Here is a 16,535-nt window from a genome sequence, read left to right as displayed (position 1 = left end):
AGAGGTCAGGCCACCGGATCCGCCGGATGCGGTGCCAGCAGCGGCAGCTGCGAGGCCAGCCGTTCCTCGCAGAGCTCGACCAGGCGGTCGTACCCCTTCTTGCCCATCAACTCGATCAGCTCCGGGCGGTACGAGACGTACACCGGGTCGCCCGCGCCGTGCGCGGAGGTCGCCGACGTGCACCACCAGTGCAGGTCGTGGCCCCCGGGACCCCAGCCGCGGCGGTCGTACTCGCCGATGGAGACCTGGAGCACCCGGGTGTCGTCGGGCCGGTCGATCCACTCGTACGTCCGGCGCACGGGCAGCTGCCAGCAGACGTCCGGCTTGGTCTCAAGGGGCTCGCGGCCTTCACGCAACGCCAGGATGTGCAGGGAGCAGCCCGCGCCGCCCGCGAAGCCGGGACGGTTCTGAAAGATGCACGAGCCCTGGTAGGGGCGGGTCTGGCGGTCGCCGTCCTCGTCTTCGGAGACCCAGCCGGTCGCCACGCCCACGTCATGGTGCTGCCAGATCTCCGGCGTGAGCCTCGCCACGTGCTCGGCCACCCGCTTCTCGTCGTCCTCGTCCGAGAAATGGGCGCCCAGCGTGCAGCAGCCGTCGTCGGCGCGGCCCGCCTGGATGCCCTGGCAGCCGCTTCCGAAGATGCAGTTCCAGCGAGAGGTCAGCCATGTCAGATCGCACCGGAAGACCTGCTCGTCATCGGCCGGATCCGGAAATTCCACCCATGCGCGAGCGAAGTCGAGCCCCTTCTCGTCGGACACGGACGTCTTCTTCGGGGACTTCTTGGACTTGGTGGCCGTCGCCTGCGCGGAACCCTTGGCCGATTTGTCGGGCTTCGCCTTTTTCGTCTTTGGCACCCGTCCAGGGTAAGTCGCTTCAGCCCGCTCCGGGGACGGTCGATCGCCGTAAGCGCAGTAGCGTTCCGTATATGAGACTCGGTGTCCTCGACGTGGGTTCGAACACGGTGCATCTGCTGGTGGTGGACGCTCACCCCGGCGCACGCCCGCTTCCCGCGCATTCGCACAAGGCCGAATTGCGGCTTGCCCAACTCCTCGACGGTACGGGGGCGATCGGCCCCGAAGGCGTCGAGAAACTGGCCGAAACGGTCCAGGACGCGCTGGAGGCCGCCGAGGACAAGGGCGTCGAGGCCCTGCTGCCGTTCGCGACCTCCGCCGTGCGCGAGGCCAGCAACGCCGATGACGTACTGGCCCGGGTGCACGCCGAGACCGGTGTCGAGCTCCAGGTCCTCACCGGTGAGGAGGAGGCCCGGCTCACCTTCCTGGCCGCCCGCCGCTGGTTCGGCTGGTCCGCGGGCAAGCTACTCGTCCTCGACATCGGCGGCGGCTCCCTGGAGATCGCGTACGGCATAGACGAGGAGCCGGACGCGGCCGTGTCGCTGCCGCTCGGCGCCGGACGGCTGACCGCGGGCTGGCTCCCCAGCGATCCGTCCGACCCCGCCGACGTCAAGGCGCTGCGCCGCCATGTGCGGGCGCAGATCGCACGGACGGTCGGCGAGTTCAGCCGCTTCGGCGCCCCCGACCACGTGGTCGCCACCTCCAAGACCTTCAAGGCGCTCGCCCGCATCGCCGGCGCCGCGCGCTCCACGGATGGCCTGTACGTCCAGCGCGAGCTCAAGCGCCGCTCCCTCGAGGACTGGGTCCCCCGCCTCACTTCGATGACCGCCGAGGAGCGCGCCGCACTCCCCGGTGTCTCCCCGAGCCGCTCGGGCCAGCTCCTGGCCGGTGCCCTCGTGGCCGAGGGCGCGATGGACCTCTTCGGCGTGGAGAGCGTGGAGATCTGCCCGTGGGCGCTGCGGGAGGGCGTCATCCTGCGGCGCCTGGACCACATGGCATCGGACTAGGGGGCTTCTGATGGATCTCCGCGGCGTCGCGACACCCGGCACGCCGCGAGCACGCACCGAACGCCGCTCCTTCTTCCACGGAGACCCATCAGAAACCCCCTAAGGCAGGGGGTCAGACCCGCGCCCCGCCGAGGGCGCGGGTCTGTGAGATCAACGCGGCTCCGCCGGGGGGCGGGGCTGCCACATCACGCGGCTCCACCGCGCGGGCGGGCGTGACCATCCCCACACCACCCGCACTCGCGCACAGGGAAACCTCGCAACGGCGAAGAGGCGCCCGGCCGTGGGCCGGCCCGCTCCAGGCCTGCGGAAAGCCGACCCGTCCCTCCCAGGCCGGGGGCCACCGACAACCCCCGGCCAACGCCCGCCACCCACGGCCAACCGCCGGACGCAACCCGTACTCTGTCCCTCGTGGCAGAACCAGTGGTGCGCATCCCGGATGCGAAGGTCGCGCTGTCCACGGCCTCCGTGTACCCGGAGTCGACGGCGACGGCCTTCGAGATCGCCGCGCGCCTCGGCTACGACGGTGTCGAGGTCATGGTGTGGACCGACCCGGTCAGCCAGGACATCGAGGCACTGCGCAGACTCAGCGACTATCACGAGGTCCCGATCCTCGCCGTCCACGCCCCCTGTCTGCTGATCACCCAGCGCGTCTGGTCCACCGACCCGTGGGTCAAGCTCCAGCGCGCCCGGGCGGCGGCGGAGAAGCTCGGCGCGTCGACCGTGGTCGTCCACCCCCCGTTCCGCTGGCAGCGCCAGTACGCCCGCGACTTCGTCAGCGGGATCTGGCGGATGGCGAACGAGACGGACGTACGGTTCGCCGTCGAGAACATGTACCCCTGGCGCTACCGCGACCGCGAGATGCTCGCGTACGCCCCCGACTGGGACGTGACGAAGGACGACTACCGTCACTTCACCGTCGACCTCAGCCACACCTCGACCGCCCGCACCGACGCCCTGCACATGATCGACCGCATGGGCGACCGCCTCGGCCACGTCCACCTCGCCGACGGCAACGGCTCCAACAAGGACGAGCACCTGGTCCCGGGCCGCGGCACCCAGCCCTGCGCCGAGCTCCTGGAGCGCCTCGCGCTCTCCGGCTTCGACGGCCACGTCGTCATCGAGGTCAACACCCGCCGCGCGATGTCGAGCGCCGAGCGCGAGGCCGACCTGGCGGAGGCGCTGGCCTTCACCCGGCTCCACCTCGCCTCCGCGGTGAAGGTGCCGCGCCGGTGACGGACGCCGCCCCTCGCCGAGGCCGGGGACGCCCTTCCCGTACGGAGACGGAGGCGGCCCCCGCCACCCGTGACCGCATCCTGGAGGCGGCCCGCGAGGAGTTCTCCGAGCGCGGCTACGAGAAGACGTCGGTCCGCGGCATCGCCAAGGCCGCCGGAGTGGACTCCGCGCTCGTGCACCACTACTTCGGCACCAAGGAGCAGGTCTTCGAGGCGGCCATCGAGGTGGCCTTCGCCCCCGCCCTGGCCGCCCCGGCCGCGGTCGAGGAGGGTCCCCTCGACGGTGTCGGCGAGCGCCTGACCCGCTTCATCTTCGGCATCTGGGAGAACCCGGCGACCCGTACGCCGCTCCTGGCGATCGTCCGCTCCGCCGTGAACAACGAGACCGCTGCCGCCGTCTTCCGCCGTCTCATCGCCACCCAGCTGCTGCGCCGCATCGCCGGCCGGCTCGACCTTCCGGACGCCGAACTGCGCGCGGAGCTGGCCGCCGCCCAGCTCGTCGGGGTCGCGATGCTGCGGTATGTGATCAAGGTGGAACCGCTGGCTTCGGCGGAGCCGGAGCGGATCATCGGGCGGGTCGCCCCGGTCGTACAGGGACACCTGACGAACCCGTGAGCGACCGGGCACACCTGCAGCGGACAGCGGTTTCACCGGAAAGCCGCTGACAAGGGCGTATGCCGTGTGACGGTGGCCGCTGACCGAGACGTCCGTCCCGTATTCCGGACGGCCTGTCCGGATCGTGGAGCACGGGCGTACGCTCGACATCAGCCATAACTCTCCTCATGCCTCCCCGAAGGAGCGAGCGACGATGCCCGAGCTGAGGTCCCGCACAGTCACCCACGGCCGCAACATGGCGGGCGCACGCGCCCTTATGCGCGCCTCCGGTGTACCGGGCGCGGACATCGGACGGAAGCCGATCATCGCGGTCGCCAACTCCTTCACGGAGTTCGTGCCGGGCCACACCCACCTGCAGCCGGTCGGCCGCATCGTCAGCGAGGCGATCACGGCGGCCGGGGGCATCGCGCGCGAGTTCAACACGATCGCGGTCGACGACGGCATCGCGATGGGCCACGGCGGCATGCTGTACTCCCTGCCCTCCCGTGACCTGATCGCGGACTCGGTCGAGTACATGGTCGAGGCCCACTGCGCCGACGCCCTGATCTGCATCTCGAACTGCGACAAGATCACCCCCGGCATGCTGATGGCGGCCCTGCGCCTGAACATCCCGACGGTCTTCGTCTCCGGCGGCCCCATGGAGTCCGGCCGCGCGACCCTGGTCGACGGCACGGTCCGCACCCTCGACCTGGTCGACGCGATCTCCGACGCCGTGAACGACAAGATCTCGGACGAGGACATCCTCCGTATCGAGGAGAACGCCTGTCCGACCTGCGGCTCCTGCTCCGGCATGTTCACCGCCAACTCGATGAACTGCCTGACCGAGGCGATCGGCCTGTCCCTCCCCGGCAACGGCTCGGTCCTCGCCACGCACACGGCCCGCAAGGGCCTGTACGAGGACGCGGCCCGCACGGTCGTCGACATCACGCGCCGCTACTACGACCAGGACGACGAGTCGGTCCTGCCCCGCAACATCGCCACGCACGCCGCGTTCGAGAACGCCATGGCCCTCGACATCGCGATGGGCGGCTCCACCAACACGATCCTTCACCTGCTGGCCGCCGCCCAGGAGGCGGGCGTCCCCTTCGGCCTGGACGAGATCAACGAGGTCTCGCGCCGCGTGCCGTGCCTCGCCAAGGTCGCCCCGAACGTCGCGAAGGACCGCACGTACTACATGGAAGACGTGCACCGCGCGGGCGGCATCCCGGCCCTGCTCGGCGAACTGCACCGCGCCGGCCTGCTCAACGAGGACGTCCACTCGGTCCACAGCCCGTCCCTCTCCGACTGGCTGAAGACGTGGGACGTGCGCGCCGGCTCCCCGTCCCCCGAGGCGATCGAGCTGTGGCACGCCGCCCCCGGCTGCGTCCGCTCCGCCGAGGCCTTCTCCCAGTCCGAGCGCTGGGAGGCCCTCGACGAGGACGCCGAGAACGGCTGCATCCGCTCCGCCGAGCACGCGTACTCCAAGGACGGCGGCCTGGCGGTCCTGAAGGGCAACCTGGCGGTCGACGGCTGCGTCGTGAAGACGGCCGGCGTCGACGAGTCGATCTGGACCTTCGAGGGCCCGGCGGTCGTCTGCGAGTCGCAGGAAGAAGCCGTCGAGAAGATCCTCAACAAGCAGGTCACGGACGGCGACGTCGTGGTCATCCGCTACGAGGGCCCCAAGGGCGGCCCGGGTATGCAGGAGATGCTCTACCCGACCTCCTTCCTCAAGGGCCGCGGCCTCGGCAAGACCTGCGCCCTGATCACCGACGGCCGCTTCTCCGGCGGCACCTCCGGCCTGTCCATCGGCCACGCCTCCCCCGAGGCGGCCTCCGGCGGCACCATCGCCCTGGTCCAGGACGGCGATCGCATCCGCATCGACATCCCCAACCGGTCGATCGAACTGCTCGTGTCGGACGAGGAGCTGACCGCACGCCGGGACGCCCTCAACGGCGTCTACGCCCCGGCCAACCGCGAGCGCAAGGTCACGGCCGCGCTGCGTGCCTACGCCGCGATGGCCACGAGCGCGGACAAGGGCGCGGTGCGGGACGTCTCGAAGCTGGGCTGACGCCTTGGGCCGGGGGCCGCTCCTTCGGGAGCGGCCCCCTTTCCGTTCTTCCGTCTCACCAGGCCGAGGGGTCGCGGGCGTCCACTGCGAAGAGGGAGCCGTCGGGGGCGGTTGAGTAGATCTTGCCGTTGGCGGGGAGTGGAGCGGGGAGGACGTTGACCAGCGAGCCCCGCTGGTCACCCAGGCGGGCCTTCGTCTGGCCGAGCAGGGTGCCGTGGGCGGTGTCGATGGCGAGGAGCCGTCCGTCCACGGCAGTGAGGTAGAGGCGGTGTCCGACCACGACGGGGGCCGAGGCCCAGCTGACGGATGTCTCCACCCGCCAGAGCTGGGCCGACGTCTTGGTGTTCACGGCCACCAGCGCGCCGCCGTCGGCCAGCAGATACGCCGTGTTCCCCTGTACGACGGCCTGCGCCCCGGGCAGCGGATAGCGCAGCGCGATGCGGCTGACCTTGCGGTCGGCGACGTCGTATCGCACGACGGCGCTCGTGTAGGTGTCGGTGGCCGTCGACATGAACCAGACCACGCCGTCATGAGCCCCGACGGGGGTCAGTGCCCCGTCCAAGACCCGCTGCCAGCGCATCGCACCGGTCACCGGGTCCACCTCGGCCACTCGGGTCTCGTGCCCGGCCGATGTCACCGCGTAGGCGACTCCGTCCTCGTACGAGGAGAAGTTCGGCAACGACTGCCCCGGGATGGTGTGTTGCCATTTCTCTTCGCCGGTTGCCGCGTCCAGTGCGGTGACCTTGGAGTCGGGGCCGGTGAGCAGGATGATGCCGCCGGCGTAGGCGATGCGGCCCTGGTAGCGAGTGACGTTGTGGCTCCAACGGGTCGTGCCCGTGGCGGGATCCAGCGCCGTCAGCCGCTCTCCACCCCGGCTGAGGACGTGCAGGAGCCCGCCGGAGAGCACCGGCGGCTGGGTCACGTCGGTGGGCTGCCACCCAGGGTCGCCCCGTGACCACAGCACCTTGCCGTGCGTGGCATCGACCGCGGCGGCCAGCACGCCAGGTCGGATGCAGTACAACTCGTGGGGCGCGTATGTGCACTGCGGCTGGCCATCGGCCTTGACACCGTCGGCAGTCAGCTCGGCCTCCCAGGGCCGGAAGCTGCTTTGCGTCCGCTGTCCGGCCGGTTTCTCCGGGGCCGGTGTCTCCGACTCGCCGAGGAAGACGAAGGCGCCGGCTGCGACGGCGAGCACGGCGGTGGCGATGGCAGCGGGAAGCCACCGCCGCCGACCGGGAAGCTTCCTGGCACCCGAATGAGTGCGGTCGTCCTTCTGATCCGGGCGCTCGCGCTTCGGCTCCGGAGCATTCCCTTTCCCGGACCGTGCCGACTCCCCACTCGGGGTGCGCTGTTCGGGTATGAACGCCTGGGTGTCGTACGAGGCCGAAACCGACCGCAGCGCCGTCATCAGCTCGTCCGGCGTGGGCCGGTCCTCGGGCTCCTTGGCGAGACAGCGGGAGACCAGGTCGACCAAATCCTCCGGTACGCCTGTCAAGTCCGGCTCGTCATGGACGACTTGATATGCGACGAGATAGGGGCTGTCGGAGTCGAAGGGCCCGCTCCCGGTGGCCGCGTGCACGATCACCGAGCCCAGCGCGAAGACATCGGCGGCCGGACCGACCTGCCGTGGCCTGCGGAATTGTTCGGGAGCCATGAACGGCGGAGTGCCGATCAACTTCCCTGTCTCCGTCCGCAATTCACTGTCGGAAGGCCGCGAGATACCGAAGTCGATGACTTTCGGCCCGTCGCCGGCCAGCAGGACGTTGCTGGGTTTGAGATCTCGATGTACGACCCCGGCCCGATGAATGTCCCGCAGGGCCTCGGCGAGACCCGCCATGAGATGGCGCAGCCGAGCGGGCGCCAGCGCACCATTCCGCTTCACGTGCTCGGCGAGGGTCGGGCCGGGGATGAACAGCGTTGCCATCCATGGGTGGTCGGCCTCGGGATCGGCGTCCACGACGGGCGCGGTGAAGGCACCGCTGACGCGCCGGGCGGCCGCGACTTCCTGCTTGAACCGCCCCCGGAACTCGGGGTCTTGGGAAAACTCGGTGTGCACGACTTTGACGGCGAGCCGCAACCCGGAGGCGGACCGTGCCAGATGCACGATGCCCATGCCACCGGAGCCGAGTTCCGCCTCCAGCAGGTACTGCCCGGCGTAGCGCGGATGTTCCGCTTCCGGGTCCGTATCGGTGCTGCGCTGTGGCGGCATCACTCACCCCCGTGTGGTTCGTCCGCGTGCGCGACGCGCAGAGCCTAGTCGATGCTTCGTGCGAAACCTCGATGGCTTGCTAGCCTCGGCGCTCAGCATGAATTTGGCGTGAACCATTCAACGGGGGAGGCCAGGATGGCCATGGAAGACGTAGAGATCACGGGTGCGGGGGAGACGGCCGGCGCGGAGCCGCTGAGCGCGGAAGTGACGCGCACGTACCCGATCGCACCGGGTTACAGCGTCAACGTCCGCAGCGGCCCGGGCACGCACTACCGGGTCGTCCGCACTCTGCCGGCGGGCTCGAGCATCCCGATCCGCTGCCAGTGCCCGGGGGAGTCCGTCAGCGGTCCGTACGGTACGTCGAACATCTGGGACAACATCGCCAACGCGCAGTTCGTGGCGGACGTGTACGTGAAGACGGGCAGCGACGGCTACGTCGCGCCGCGCTGCTCGTGAGGACAAGGGGAGGGGAAGCGCCGTGAAGAAGATGTCGGGCAGACGGGGCATGCTGGTCGGAGGGCTCGCAGCTGCGCTCCTTATGGTGGCGGGGGCCGGATCCCAGGCATCGGCCGCGCTGCGCACGTACCCGATCGCACCGGGTGTCAACCTGAATGTGCGGAGCGGCCCGGGTGCGCACTTCAGCATCGTCCGCATCCTGCCGGCGGGTTCAAGGGTCCCCATCTACTGCCAGGCCCCGGGGGAGACGGTCACCGGTCCGTACGGTACGTCGAACATCTGGGACAACATCTCCAACGGGCAGTTCGTGGCGGACGCGTACGTGAACACGGGGAGCGACGGCTACGTAGCCCCGAAGTGTTCCGCTTGACCGAGGCCCCGGCGAAGGCCCCACGACACCCACCGGAGCGATAATCGTCGAGTGAGCGACGAGACCGAGACCGCAACCGGTACCCCCGCGGGGCCCCAGCCCGAACCCCTGCGTTTCTTCGGGACGACCTGGGTGGAGCACGACGGCGGCTACACGGGTCGCCGTATCGGCGTCGCCGTGGGCGCCCTGGCGGCCGCGGTGGCCGCCTGCTTCGTCCTCCGCTTCGCCTACCAGGGCCTGGCGATCGCGGACGTGGGCAAGCCCGTGACCGTCCTGGTCGTGGTGATGTTCGCGGTCTGCAGCGCCCTCGCGTTCCGCCACACCTGGGACGCGTTCGGCAAGCGCCCCGACCCCGACCGCCAGGCCTCCCTGCGCGGACTTCTGGCCATCGGGTTCATCGGCTCACTCCTCGCCTACTTCTTCCGCTCCCTCACCGAGGCCCCGGGCGAGAAACTCCACCGCGCGGAGTACCAGACGGCACGAGAGCAGTACGAGCGCCGCACCAAGCGCCGCACCGGCAACCCGTCCCGCAAGCGAGGCCGCCGCTCCTAGGCCCTGTCGTCAAATTCCCGTCTGCCCCGCGACGCCATGCACGCACTCTCGCCGCACCGGGCACAGACCCAAGTACATCCAGTACGAGGGCCTGTGCCCGGCACGCCGAGAGCACGCACCTGACGCCGCAGGGCCCGCCCTCCGGGCGGACGACGGGAATTTGACGACAGGACCTAGGGCCCGTCCGGCGTTCGAGGACGGGCGCGTCGGCGCGACAACGGGGGCTCGGGGCGCGGCCCTCAGGTACGCGCCGGGTAGGGGCGGAGGGGGCGAAAACCCCCTACCTCCGCCCCCGGCCCACCCGTCACCATGACGGCATGACGACACCCCCACCCCAGCCCGCCACCCCCACCCGAGCTCACTCCTTCAACTCCGCAGCAGCCCAATACGCCGCAAACCGCCCCTCGTACCCACCCGCCCTCCTCGACGCGATCGAAGCCCTCGCGGCCCGCCCCCTCACCGGAGCGAAGGTCATCGACGTAGGTGCGGGCACCGGCATCGCGACCGCCCTCCTCCGCGAAAGGGGCGCGGATGTCCTCGCCGTCGAACCCGGCGACGGCATGACCGCCGAATTCCGTCGCGCTCACCCCCACATCCCGATCGTCCGGGGCGACGGCAACGCCCTCCCCGTCGCCACCGCCTCCGCCGACTTCCTCACCTATGCCCAGTCCTGGCACTGGACCGACACGGCCCGCTCCGTGCCGGAGGCCTTGCGCGTTCTGCGCCCGGGCGGCGCCCTCGCGCTCTGGTGGAACACCGAGGCCCTGGACGTCCCGTGGATCGTCGAGGCCGCCGACCGCGCCGAGCGCTATCTCGGCATCGACCAGGTGGTCGAAAAGAGCGGCAGCGGGGCAAGGGCCGCGTCGACCCTCGCCGCCGACCCGAGCGGCCGACTCGCCTTCGACCGCCGCCAGGTCCGCTGGAGCCGCCGCGTCCCCGTGGACACGCACCTCGCCAACATCGGCAGCCACTCGGCGTTCCTGGTCCTCGGCGAGGAACGCACCGCGGAATTCTTCGCCGAGGAGAGGGGTCACCTCCTCCAGACCTTCCCGGACGGAATCGTGGAGGAGACCTACGTCGTGGACCTGCTGGTGGCGACCTGTTCGTGATCCCGCCCGGCGGCCCATCCCTCCAGGGCCGCCGCACAGGCGTGGTCCACATGCCGCAACCCGCCCAACTCCAGTCGTACGTCCCGGTCGTGCGGCAACGCCTCCAAGGCGTCCAGCAGTTTGGGCAGCCGTAGGAAGGTCGCATTGCCGACCACCCGTACGACCATTCCGGAGGCCCCCCGGTCCTCGGTCTCGATGTGCACGTGACTGATCTCCCACGCGGTCTTGGCCACGGCCAGCGCCAGCCCGACCAGCACGCCCTCGAACAGGTTTCCGGCCACGATCGCCACCGCCGTCACGGTGAGCACCACCAGTTCCCCTCGATGCGCCCGCCACAGCGGCCTCAACTCCCGTACCGGCACCAGCTTGCAGCCCGCGTGCACGAGCAGCCCCGCCAGCGCCGCCACGGGAATCAGTCCGAGGACGCCGGGCACCACGGCCGTGAAGAGCAGTAACCACACCCCGTGCAGCACACGCGACACCTTCGTCCGCGCCCCGGCCTGCACATTCGCCGCACTCCGCACGATCACCGCGGTCATCGGCAGCGCCCCGAGCACCCCGCACACGGCATTCCCCGCGCCCTGCGCGATCAACTCCCGGTCGTAGTCGGTCCGCGGCCCCCGGTGCAGCCGGTCCACGGCCGCCGCACTGAACAAGGACTCGGCCGACGCGATCAGCGCGAACGCCAGCACCGTCCCGATCACGCCCACTTCCGTGAGCCGCCCCACATCACTCGGGGACGGGAGCCGTACGGCATCGAGCAGCCCGCGCACCTCGACCCGCCGCACGGACAGCTCGAACACCCCGGTCACGGCCGACGCGAGCCCCACCGCCAGCAGCGGCGCGGGCACCACAAGCGCCCCCCGCCGCCATCGCGGCCACAGCAGGAGTACGACCACGGTGGCGCCGCCGATCGCCAGCGCCACCGGGTCGGCGGCGCCGGGCAGCGACACCAGCCCGGCGATCTTCCCGAGCCCGCTCGCGGGCGCGGTCGCGTCGCCCATCGCGTACACCTGACCCGCGATCAGCACGAGCCCGATGCCGGCGAGCATTCCTTGCACCACGGACACGGACACGGCCCGGAACCACCGCCCGAGCCGCAGTACCCCGAGCCCGAGCTGCACCAGTCCGGCCGCGAGCACCAGCACACCCAGCGCCCGCACGCCGTACGACTGCACCGCCTCGTACACGAGCACGGTCAGCCCGGCCGCGGGCCCGCTGACCTGCAGGCTGCTGCCGGGCAGTATTCCGGCGACCAGCCCGCCGACGATCCCGGTCACCAGGCCCAACTCGGCGGGCACACCGGAGGCCATGGCGACCCCCACGCACAGGGGCAGCGCGACGAGAAACACGACGAGGGACGCGAACAGATCCGCTTTACGCATGACAACGGCACCTCCGATGGGGAGCGGGAGATGCGTGGGTGCCGGGCCGGGGGAGGGCACGGCGGACGTACGACGCGACGCGCACACCCACTTGGGTGCTGGACCGCGCACTGAAATCCATTGTCGGTAACGGAAGTTGATCGCGCAGCCCTTCCGTGTAACCGCCGCGTGAAGACGGGAGTGCGCCACCCCGCTACGCGCCGGAGCGTCCCGTTCCGATCACGCCGACGCGCGCCTGCGCCGTCTGGCGCGACGGGGCTTGACCATCCCGCCCCGCGGGAGGAATATTCATCGAGTGATGATTATAAACGCGCGCCCACCCGACCCCGCGGGTTCACCCGACCCCGCGCAGTCGCCCGCCGTCCGCGCCGAAGGCCTCACCGTCGTACGGGGCACACGCACCGTCCTGCGCGGCCTCGACTTCGCCGTACCGCGCGGCCAGATCACCGGTCTGCTCGGCCCCTCCGGCTGCGGCAAATCGACCCTGATGCGCTCCACGGTCGGTACCCAGGCCAAGGTCGCCGGCACACTCGAAGTCCTCGGTCACCCCGCCGGTCACGCGGCCCTCCGCTCCCGCATCGGCTACGTCACCCAAGCCCCCTCCGTCTACGACGACCTGACCGTCCGCCAGAACCTCGACTACTTCGCCGCGATCCTCGACCCGGGCCGCGCCGCCGCCGAACGCCGCCGCGCCAACGTCACCCAGGCCGTCGCCGATGTCGACCTCACCTCCCACGCCGACTCCCTCGCCGGCAACCTCTCCGGCGGCCAGCGCAGCCGCGTCTCCCTCGCGGTCGCCCTGCTCGGCACCCCGGAGCTCCTGGTCCTCGACGAACCCACCGTCGGCCTCGACCCGGTCCTGCGCCGCGACCTGTGGAACCTCTTCCACGCCATCGCCGCGGAGCGCCAGGCGACTCTCCTGATCTCCTCCCACGTCATGGACGAGGCCGAGCGCTGCCATCGCCTGCTCCTGATGCGCGAGGGCGAGATCCTCGCCGACGACACCCCCGACGCCCTGCGTGACCGCACCGGCTCCGACACCGTCGAAGCCGCCTTCCTCCACCTGGTCGACGAGGCGATCGCGGCGGGCAACCGGACCGCAACGGGCGACGCGGCCGGCACCGGCTCAACGTCTGGTGAGCACCCCCGCAAGGAGACCGTCCGATGAGCACCACCGCACCCACGAGCGTCAGCACAGGCAAGCCCGCGACCCCGATGTCACGCCCGAGCGCCCTCAACCTCTCCCGCACCACCGCCACCGCGACGCGCGTGCTGCGCCAACTCCGCCATGACCCGCGCACCATCGCGCTGATGATCCTCATCCCGTGCGTGATGCTCGTACTGCTCCGCTACGTGTTCGACGGCAGCCCGCTCACCTTCGACTCCATCGGCGCCTCCCTCCTCGGGATCTTCCCGCTGATCACGATGTTCCTGGTGACCTCGATCGCCACCCTCCGCGAGCGCACCTCGGGCACCCTCGAACGCCTCCTCGCCATGCCCCTCGGCAAGGGCGACCTGATCGCCGGCTACGCCCTGGCCTTCGGCGCCCTGGCCATCGTCCAGTCGGCCCTGGCCACCGGCCTGGCGGTCTGGTTCCTTGGCCTGGACGTGGTCGGCTCCCCCTGGCTGCTCCTGCTCGTCGCCCTGCTCGACGCGCTCCTCGGCACCGCCCTCGGCCTCTTCGTCTCGGCCTTCGCGGCCTCCGAATACCAGGCGGTCCAGTTCATGCCGGCCGTGATCTTCCCCCAACTCCTCCTCTGCGGCCTCTTCACCCCCCGCCCCAACATGCACCCCGCCCTCGAAGCCGTCTCCGACGTCCTCCCCATGTCCTACGCCGTCGACGGCATGAACGAAGTCCTCAAACACACCGACATGACAGCCGACTTCGTCCGCGACGCACTGATCGTGGCGGGCTGCGCTCTCCTCGTACTGACCTTGGGCGCAGCCACACTGAGGCGCCGAACGGCATGACGCAGCCGACGCCCGTAGCTGCAGCTGCGGGCAGTCGCGTCGCCCGGACGGCACCCGTCAGGCGTCCCGCCCAACGGACAGCCCCACCCGACCGGCACCCCCGGTGCGAGGATGGCCCCCGGACGACGCACCCCTCGGAGGGCACCCGCACCATGACCCAGAAAGTCGCAGTCCTAGGCACCGGCAAGATCGGCGAAGCGCTGCTCAGCGGAATGATCCGAGCCGGCTGGGCCCCCACCGACCTCCTGGTCACCGCCCGCCGCCCCGAGCGAGCCAAGGAACTCCACGATCGCTACGGAGTCACCCCGGTCACCAACCCGGAGGCAGCGAAAGCCGCCGACACCCTGATCCTCACCGTCAAGCCGCAGGACATGGGCACCCTCCTCGACGAACTCGCCCCGCACATCCCCACCGACCGCCTGGTCATCAGCGGCGCGGCAGGCATCCCCACCTCCTTCTTCGAGGAGCGCCTGGCCACAGGCACCCCAGTCGTCCGTGTCATGACGAACACCCCCGCCCTCGTCGACGAGGCCATGTCCGTCATCTCCGCCGGCAGCCACGCCACCGCCGAGCACCTCGCGCACGCAGAGGAGATCTTCGGCGCCGTCGGCAAGACGCTCCGCGTCCCCGAGTCCCAGCAGGACGCCTGCACCGCCCTCTCCGGCTCGGGACCGGCGTACTTCTTCTACTTGGTCGAGGCCATGACGGACGCGGGCATCCTGCTCGGCCTGCCCCGCGACAAGGCGCACGACCTGATCGTCCAGTCCGCCATCGGCGCCGCCGTGATGCTCCGCGACAGCGGGGAGCACCCCGTGAAGCTCCGCGAGAACGTCACGTCCCCCGCGGGCACCACGATCAACGCGATCCGCGAACTGGAGAACCACGGGGTGCGTGCCGCGCTCATCGCCGCGCTGGAAGCCGCCCGTGACCGCAGCCGCCAGCTCGCCTCCGGCAACAACAGCTGACCCGTGCCCGGCACTGGGGGTGCGCTGCCCCCGGCGCCGGGACTGAGCCTCGCTGATAGGGCCCCCGGCGCTCCAGGCCGTGCCCACCGGCCCCCCATCGGCCTGCGGGACGATTGCCCACAGCGGCGACTGCGGCGAAAGCCCAGCAGCCGGAGCAGCCGGAGCAGCGGGACGGCGGTCCAGCCGGAGCTGCGGGACGGCGGTCAGCTATTCCGCCGCGGGGAGCAAACCGATTGCCCTGTACGCCGCATCCACCCTTGGCCTGGCCATCTCTTTGGCTTTCTCCGCACCGTCTCGCAACACCCCCTCCACGTACGCAGGATCCGCGCACAACTGCTTGTGCCTTTCCTGTACGGGCCTGAGGAGCTCGACCACGGCCTCTGCGGTGTCCTTCTTCAAAGCGCCGTACGACTCATATACACCGCTCAAGGCTTCGGGGTTCCCACCCTCGCAGGCAGCGAGAATCTCCAGCAGATTCGAGACCCCCGGTCGCCCCACCCGGTCGTACTCGACATCGCGCCCGCTGTCCGTCACGGCCCGCATGATCTTCTTCCGCACGACATCCGGCTCGTCGAGCAGATAGACGACCCCTGGTCCGACGTCGTCGCTCTTCCCCATCTTCGACGTCGGCTCCTGCAGATTCATGACCCGCGCAGCCACCTCCGGACGCGTGACCCGAGGCACCACGAACGTGTGCCCATAACGCTGGTTGAACCGCACCGCCAGATCCCGGGTCAGCTCGACATGCTGCGCCTGATCGTCACCGACGGGCACCTCATCTGTCCCGTACGCCAGGATGTCCGCCGCCATCAGCACCGGATAGGTCAGCAGCGACAGCCGCACACTCCCGCCCCGATCCCGCTCGCGGGCGGCCTTCTCCTTGTACTGGATCATCCGCCGCATCTCCCCGTCGGTCGCGACGCACTCCAGCAGGTACGACAGCCGCGCGTGCTCGTCCACATGACTCTGTACGAACACGGTGCACAGCTCCGGATCGAGCCCCGACGCAAGCAACAGCGTCGCCGCCTGCCTACTGAGCCTGCGCACCCGCCCGGGATCGTGGTCCACCGTCAACGCGTGCAGATCGACGATGCAGAACAGGGCGTCGGCCCGGTGCTGATCGACGTCGGCCCACCGCCGCACGGCCCCCAGGTAGTTCCCCAGCGTCAGATGCCCGGTCGGCTTGACCCCACTGAAGACCCGCGTCATCTCTCCACCTCCTGGTCGAGGCCGCCGCGCCCACCGGCCGGCTCTCCAGGAGGGAGACACAAAAACGGCCGCCGAGGCGGCGGCCGTTGAGTACATACGTGAGCACGGCCGCCGTCAGGCGGCCCACCACTGCTGGGTGCACGTATGCGTAGTCATGGGGAGGAGAGTACGCCTCCGGGACGGTTCCCGGAGCGAAGTTGACACACCCCTGCCCGCTACGTACTGTTCTCCGAGTTGTCCGACGTGAGCGTCGACTCCGGTCGGTCCCCGGACAGCCATTCCGCAACAAGCACTCAACGAACGACGATCCGTCGTGGGCTCGTTTTCATGCGTGTTTGCGAAATGAGGAATCCGCGTTCGAAAGGACGCCACCCCGATTAGCTCGGGAGCCAGGAATCCGCTAAAGTCTCACTCGTCGGAACGGCCCAACAGCCGCGAAGACAAACCCGCTGACTGGGAGTCAGGCCCGAAAGGATCTGATAGAGTCGGACCCGCCGGAAAGGGAAACGCGAAAAGCGGAAACCTGGAAAGCACCGAGGAAATCGGATCGGAAAAAG

At 70.2% G+C, this 16,535-nt stretch carries 15 protein-coding genes; 11 read left to right on the top strand and 4 right to left on the bottom strand.

Going from position 1 to position 16,535, the window contains the following annotated elements; genetic code table 11:
• Positions 1 to 5: 5 nt before the first annotated feature.
• Complete coding sequence (locus IEY95_RS25710; RefSeq protein ID WP_189188507.1) at positions 6 to 854, bottom strand: DUF3109 family protein; 849 nt, start codon at positions 852 to 854, stop codon at positions 6 to 8.
• A 71-nt stretch (positions 855 to 925) separates the two neighbouring features.
• Between IEY95_RS25710 and IEY95_RS25705 the strand changes: the two genes are divergently transcribed.
• From IEY95_RS25705 to ilvD, 4 genes are all read left to right on the top strand, one after another.
• Positions 926 to 1,858, top strand: coding sequence for a Ppx/GppA family phosphatase (locus tag IEY95_RS25705; protein ID WP_189188506.1), 933 nt, complete (start codon positions 926 to 928; stop codon positions 1,856 to 1,858).
• Between the two features lie 408 nt (positions 1,859 to 2,266).
• Entirely contained in the window at positions 2,267 to 3,091 is an 825-nt protein-coding gene (locus IEY95_RS25700) for a sugar phosphate isomerase/epimerase family protein (RefSeq protein WP_189188505.1), read from the top strand.
• A complete protein-coding gene (locus IEY95_RS25695; RefSeq protein ID WP_189188504.1) occupies positions 3,088 to 3,705 on the top strand; it encodes a TetR/AcrR family transcriptional regulator in 618 nt (205 codons plus the stop codon). The genes IEY95_RS25700 and IEY95_RS25695 overlap by 4 nt, the downstream gene beginning before the upstream one ends.
• Before the next feature lie 193 nt (positions 3,706 to 3,898).
• Complete coding sequence (gene ilvD / locus IEY95_RS25690; protein ID WP_189188503.1) at positions 3,899 to 5,752, top strand: dihydroxy-acid dehydratase; 1,854 nt, start codon at positions 3,899 to 3,901, stop codon at positions 5,750 to 5,752.
• A 55-nt stretch (positions 5,753 to 5,807) separates the two neighbouring features.
• Here ilvD and IEY95_RS25685 read toward each other — a convergent pair whose 3' ends face one another.
• The gene (locus IEY95_RS25685; protein ID WP_189188502.1) at positions 5,808 to 7,961 is read right to left on the bottom strand and encodes a serine/threonine-protein kinase; all 2,154 of its coding nucleotides are present in this window, start codon (positions 7,959 to 7,961) and stop codon (positions 5,808 to 5,810) included.
• 141 nt (positions 7,962 to 8,102) lie between these two features.
• Here IEY95_RS25685 and IEY95_RS25680 point away from each other — a divergent pair, with 141 nt between their 5' ends.
• The 4 genes from IEY95_RS25680 to IEY95_RS25665 all read left to right on the top strand — a co-directional run bounded on the left by IEY95_RS25680 (position 8,103) and on the right by IEY95_RS25665 (position 10,448).
• Entirely contained in the window at positions 8,103 to 8,417 is a 315-nt protein-coding gene (locus tag IEY95_RS25680; protein ID WP_373294555.1) for a peptidase, read from the top strand.
• A gap of 82 nt (positions 8,418 to 8,499) precedes the next feature.
• Positions 8,500 to 8,787 (top strand): peptidase, encoded by a 288-nt coding sequence (locus IEY95_RS25675; protein ID WP_229703412.1) that lies wholly within the window; start codon positions 8,500 to 8,502, stop codon positions 8,785 to 8,787.
• Positions 8,788 to 8,838: 51 nt separating this feature from the next.
• Entirely contained in the window at positions 8,839 to 9,339 is a 501-nt protein-coding gene (locus tag IEY95_RS25670) for an EamA/RhaT family transporter (protein ID WP_189188500.1), read from the top strand.
• Between the two features lie 317 nt (positions 9,340 to 9,656).
• On the top strand, positions 9,657 to 10,448 hold the full coding sequence (locus IEY95_RS25665; protein ID WP_189188499.1) for a class I SAM-dependent methyltransferase: 792 nt from the start codon (positions 9,657 to 9,659) through the stop codon (positions 10,446 to 10,448).
• Here the strand turns inward: IEY95_RS25665 and IEY95_RS25660 are convergent.
• Positions 10,412 to 11,833: a SulP family inorganic anion transporter gene (locus IEY95_RS25660; RefSeq protein ID WP_189188498.1), complete on the bottom strand. Its 1,422-nt coding sequence runs from the start codon at positions 11,831 to 11,833 to the stop codon at positions 10,412 to 10,414. The two genes, IEY95_RS25665 and IEY95_RS25660, sit on opposite strands and share 37 nt — an antisense overlap.
• Positions 11,834 to 12,131: 298 nt before the next feature.
• On the opposite strand from IEY95_RS25660, the gene IEY95_RS25655 reads away from it, so the two are divergent.
• The 3 genes from IEY95_RS25655 (at position 12,132) to proC (ending at position 14,769) form a co-directional block, all read left to right on the top strand.
• Positions 12,132 to 13,001 carry an ABC transporter ATP-binding protein gene (locus IEY95_RS25655; RefSeq protein ID WP_189188497.1) on the top strand — a complete coding sequence of 290 codons (870 nt, stop codon included), beginning with the start codon at positions 12,132 to 12,134 and terminating at the stop codon, positions 12,999 to 13,001.
• A complete protein-coding gene (locus tag IEY95_RS25650; protein WP_373294544.1) occupies positions 12,998 to 13,804 on the top strand; it encodes an ABC transporter permease in 807 nt (268 codons plus the stop codon). Before IEY95_RS25655 ends, IEY95_RS25650 begins: the two co-directional genes overlap by 4 nt.
• Positions 13,805 to 13,956: 152 nt before the next feature.
• Entirely contained in the window at positions 13,957 to 14,769 is an 813-nt protein-coding gene (proC, locus tag IEY95_RS25645; RefSeq protein ID WP_189188496.1) for a pyrroline-5-carboxylate reductase, read from the top strand.
• A 207-nt stretch (positions 14,770 to 14,976) separates the two neighbouring features.
• On the opposite strand, the gene trpS is transcribed toward proC, so the two are convergent.
• Positions 14,977 to 15,978 (bottom strand): tryptophan--tRNA ligase, encoded by a 1,002-nt coding sequence (trpS, locus tag IEY95_RS25640; protein WP_189188495.1) that lies wholly within the window; start codon positions 15,976 to 15,978, stop codon positions 14,977 to 14,979.
• Between the last annotated feature and the right edge of the window lie 557 nt (positions 15,979 to 16,535).

This window comes from Streptomyces albiflavescens, from assembly GCF_014645835.1.
GTDB classification, from domain to species: Bacteria; Actinomycetota; Actinomycetes; order Streptomycetales; family Streptomycetaceae; genus Streptomyces; species Streptomyces albiflavescens.
This window is presented reverse-complemented; position numbering and strand designations above follow the sequence as displayed.

Coding starts and splice junctions, on each gene's coding strand:
- IEY95_RS25705 (WP_189188506.1), top strand. CDS start 926: ATGAGACTCGGTGTCCTCGACGTGGGTTCGAACACGGTGCATCTGCTG.
- ilvD (WP_189188503.1), top strand. CDS start 3,899: ATGCCCGAGCTGAGGTCCCGCACAGTCACCCACGGCCGCAACATGGCG.
- IEY95_RS25685 (WP_189188502.1), bottom strand. CDS start 7,961: ATGCCGCCACAGCGCAGCACCGATACGGACCCGGAAGCGGAACATCCG.
- IEY95_RS25680 (WP_373294555.1), top strand. CDS start 8,103: ATGGAAGACGTAGAGATCACGGGTGCGGGGGAGACGGCCGGCGCGGAG.
- IEY95_RS25675 (WP_229703412.1), top strand. CDS start 8,500: ATGGTGGCGGGGGCCGGATCCCAGGCATCGGCCGCGCTGCGCACGTAC.
- IEY95_RS25665 (WP_189188499.1), top strand. CDS start 9,657: ATGACGACACCCCCACCCCAGCCCGCCACCCCCACCCGAGCTCACTCC.
- IEY95_RS25660 (WP_189188498.1), bottom strand. CDS start 11,833: ATGCGTAAAGCGGATCTGTTCGCGTCCCTCGTCGTGTTTCTCGTCGCG.
- IEY95_RS25655 (WP_189188497.1), top strand. CDS start 12,132: ATGATTATAAACGCGCGCCCACCCGACCCCGCGGGTTCACCCGACCCC.
- IEY95_RS25650 (WP_373294544.1), top strand. CDS start 12,998: ATGAGCACCACCGCACCCACGAGCGTCAGCACAGGCAAGCCCGCGACC.
- proC (WP_189188496.1), top strand. CDS start 13,957: ATGACCCAGAAAGTCGCAGTCCTAGGCACCGGCAAGATCGGCGAAGCG.
- trpS (WP_189188495.1), bottom strand. CDS start 15,978: ATGACGCGGGTCTTCAGTGGGGTCAAGCCGACCGGGCATCTGACGCTG.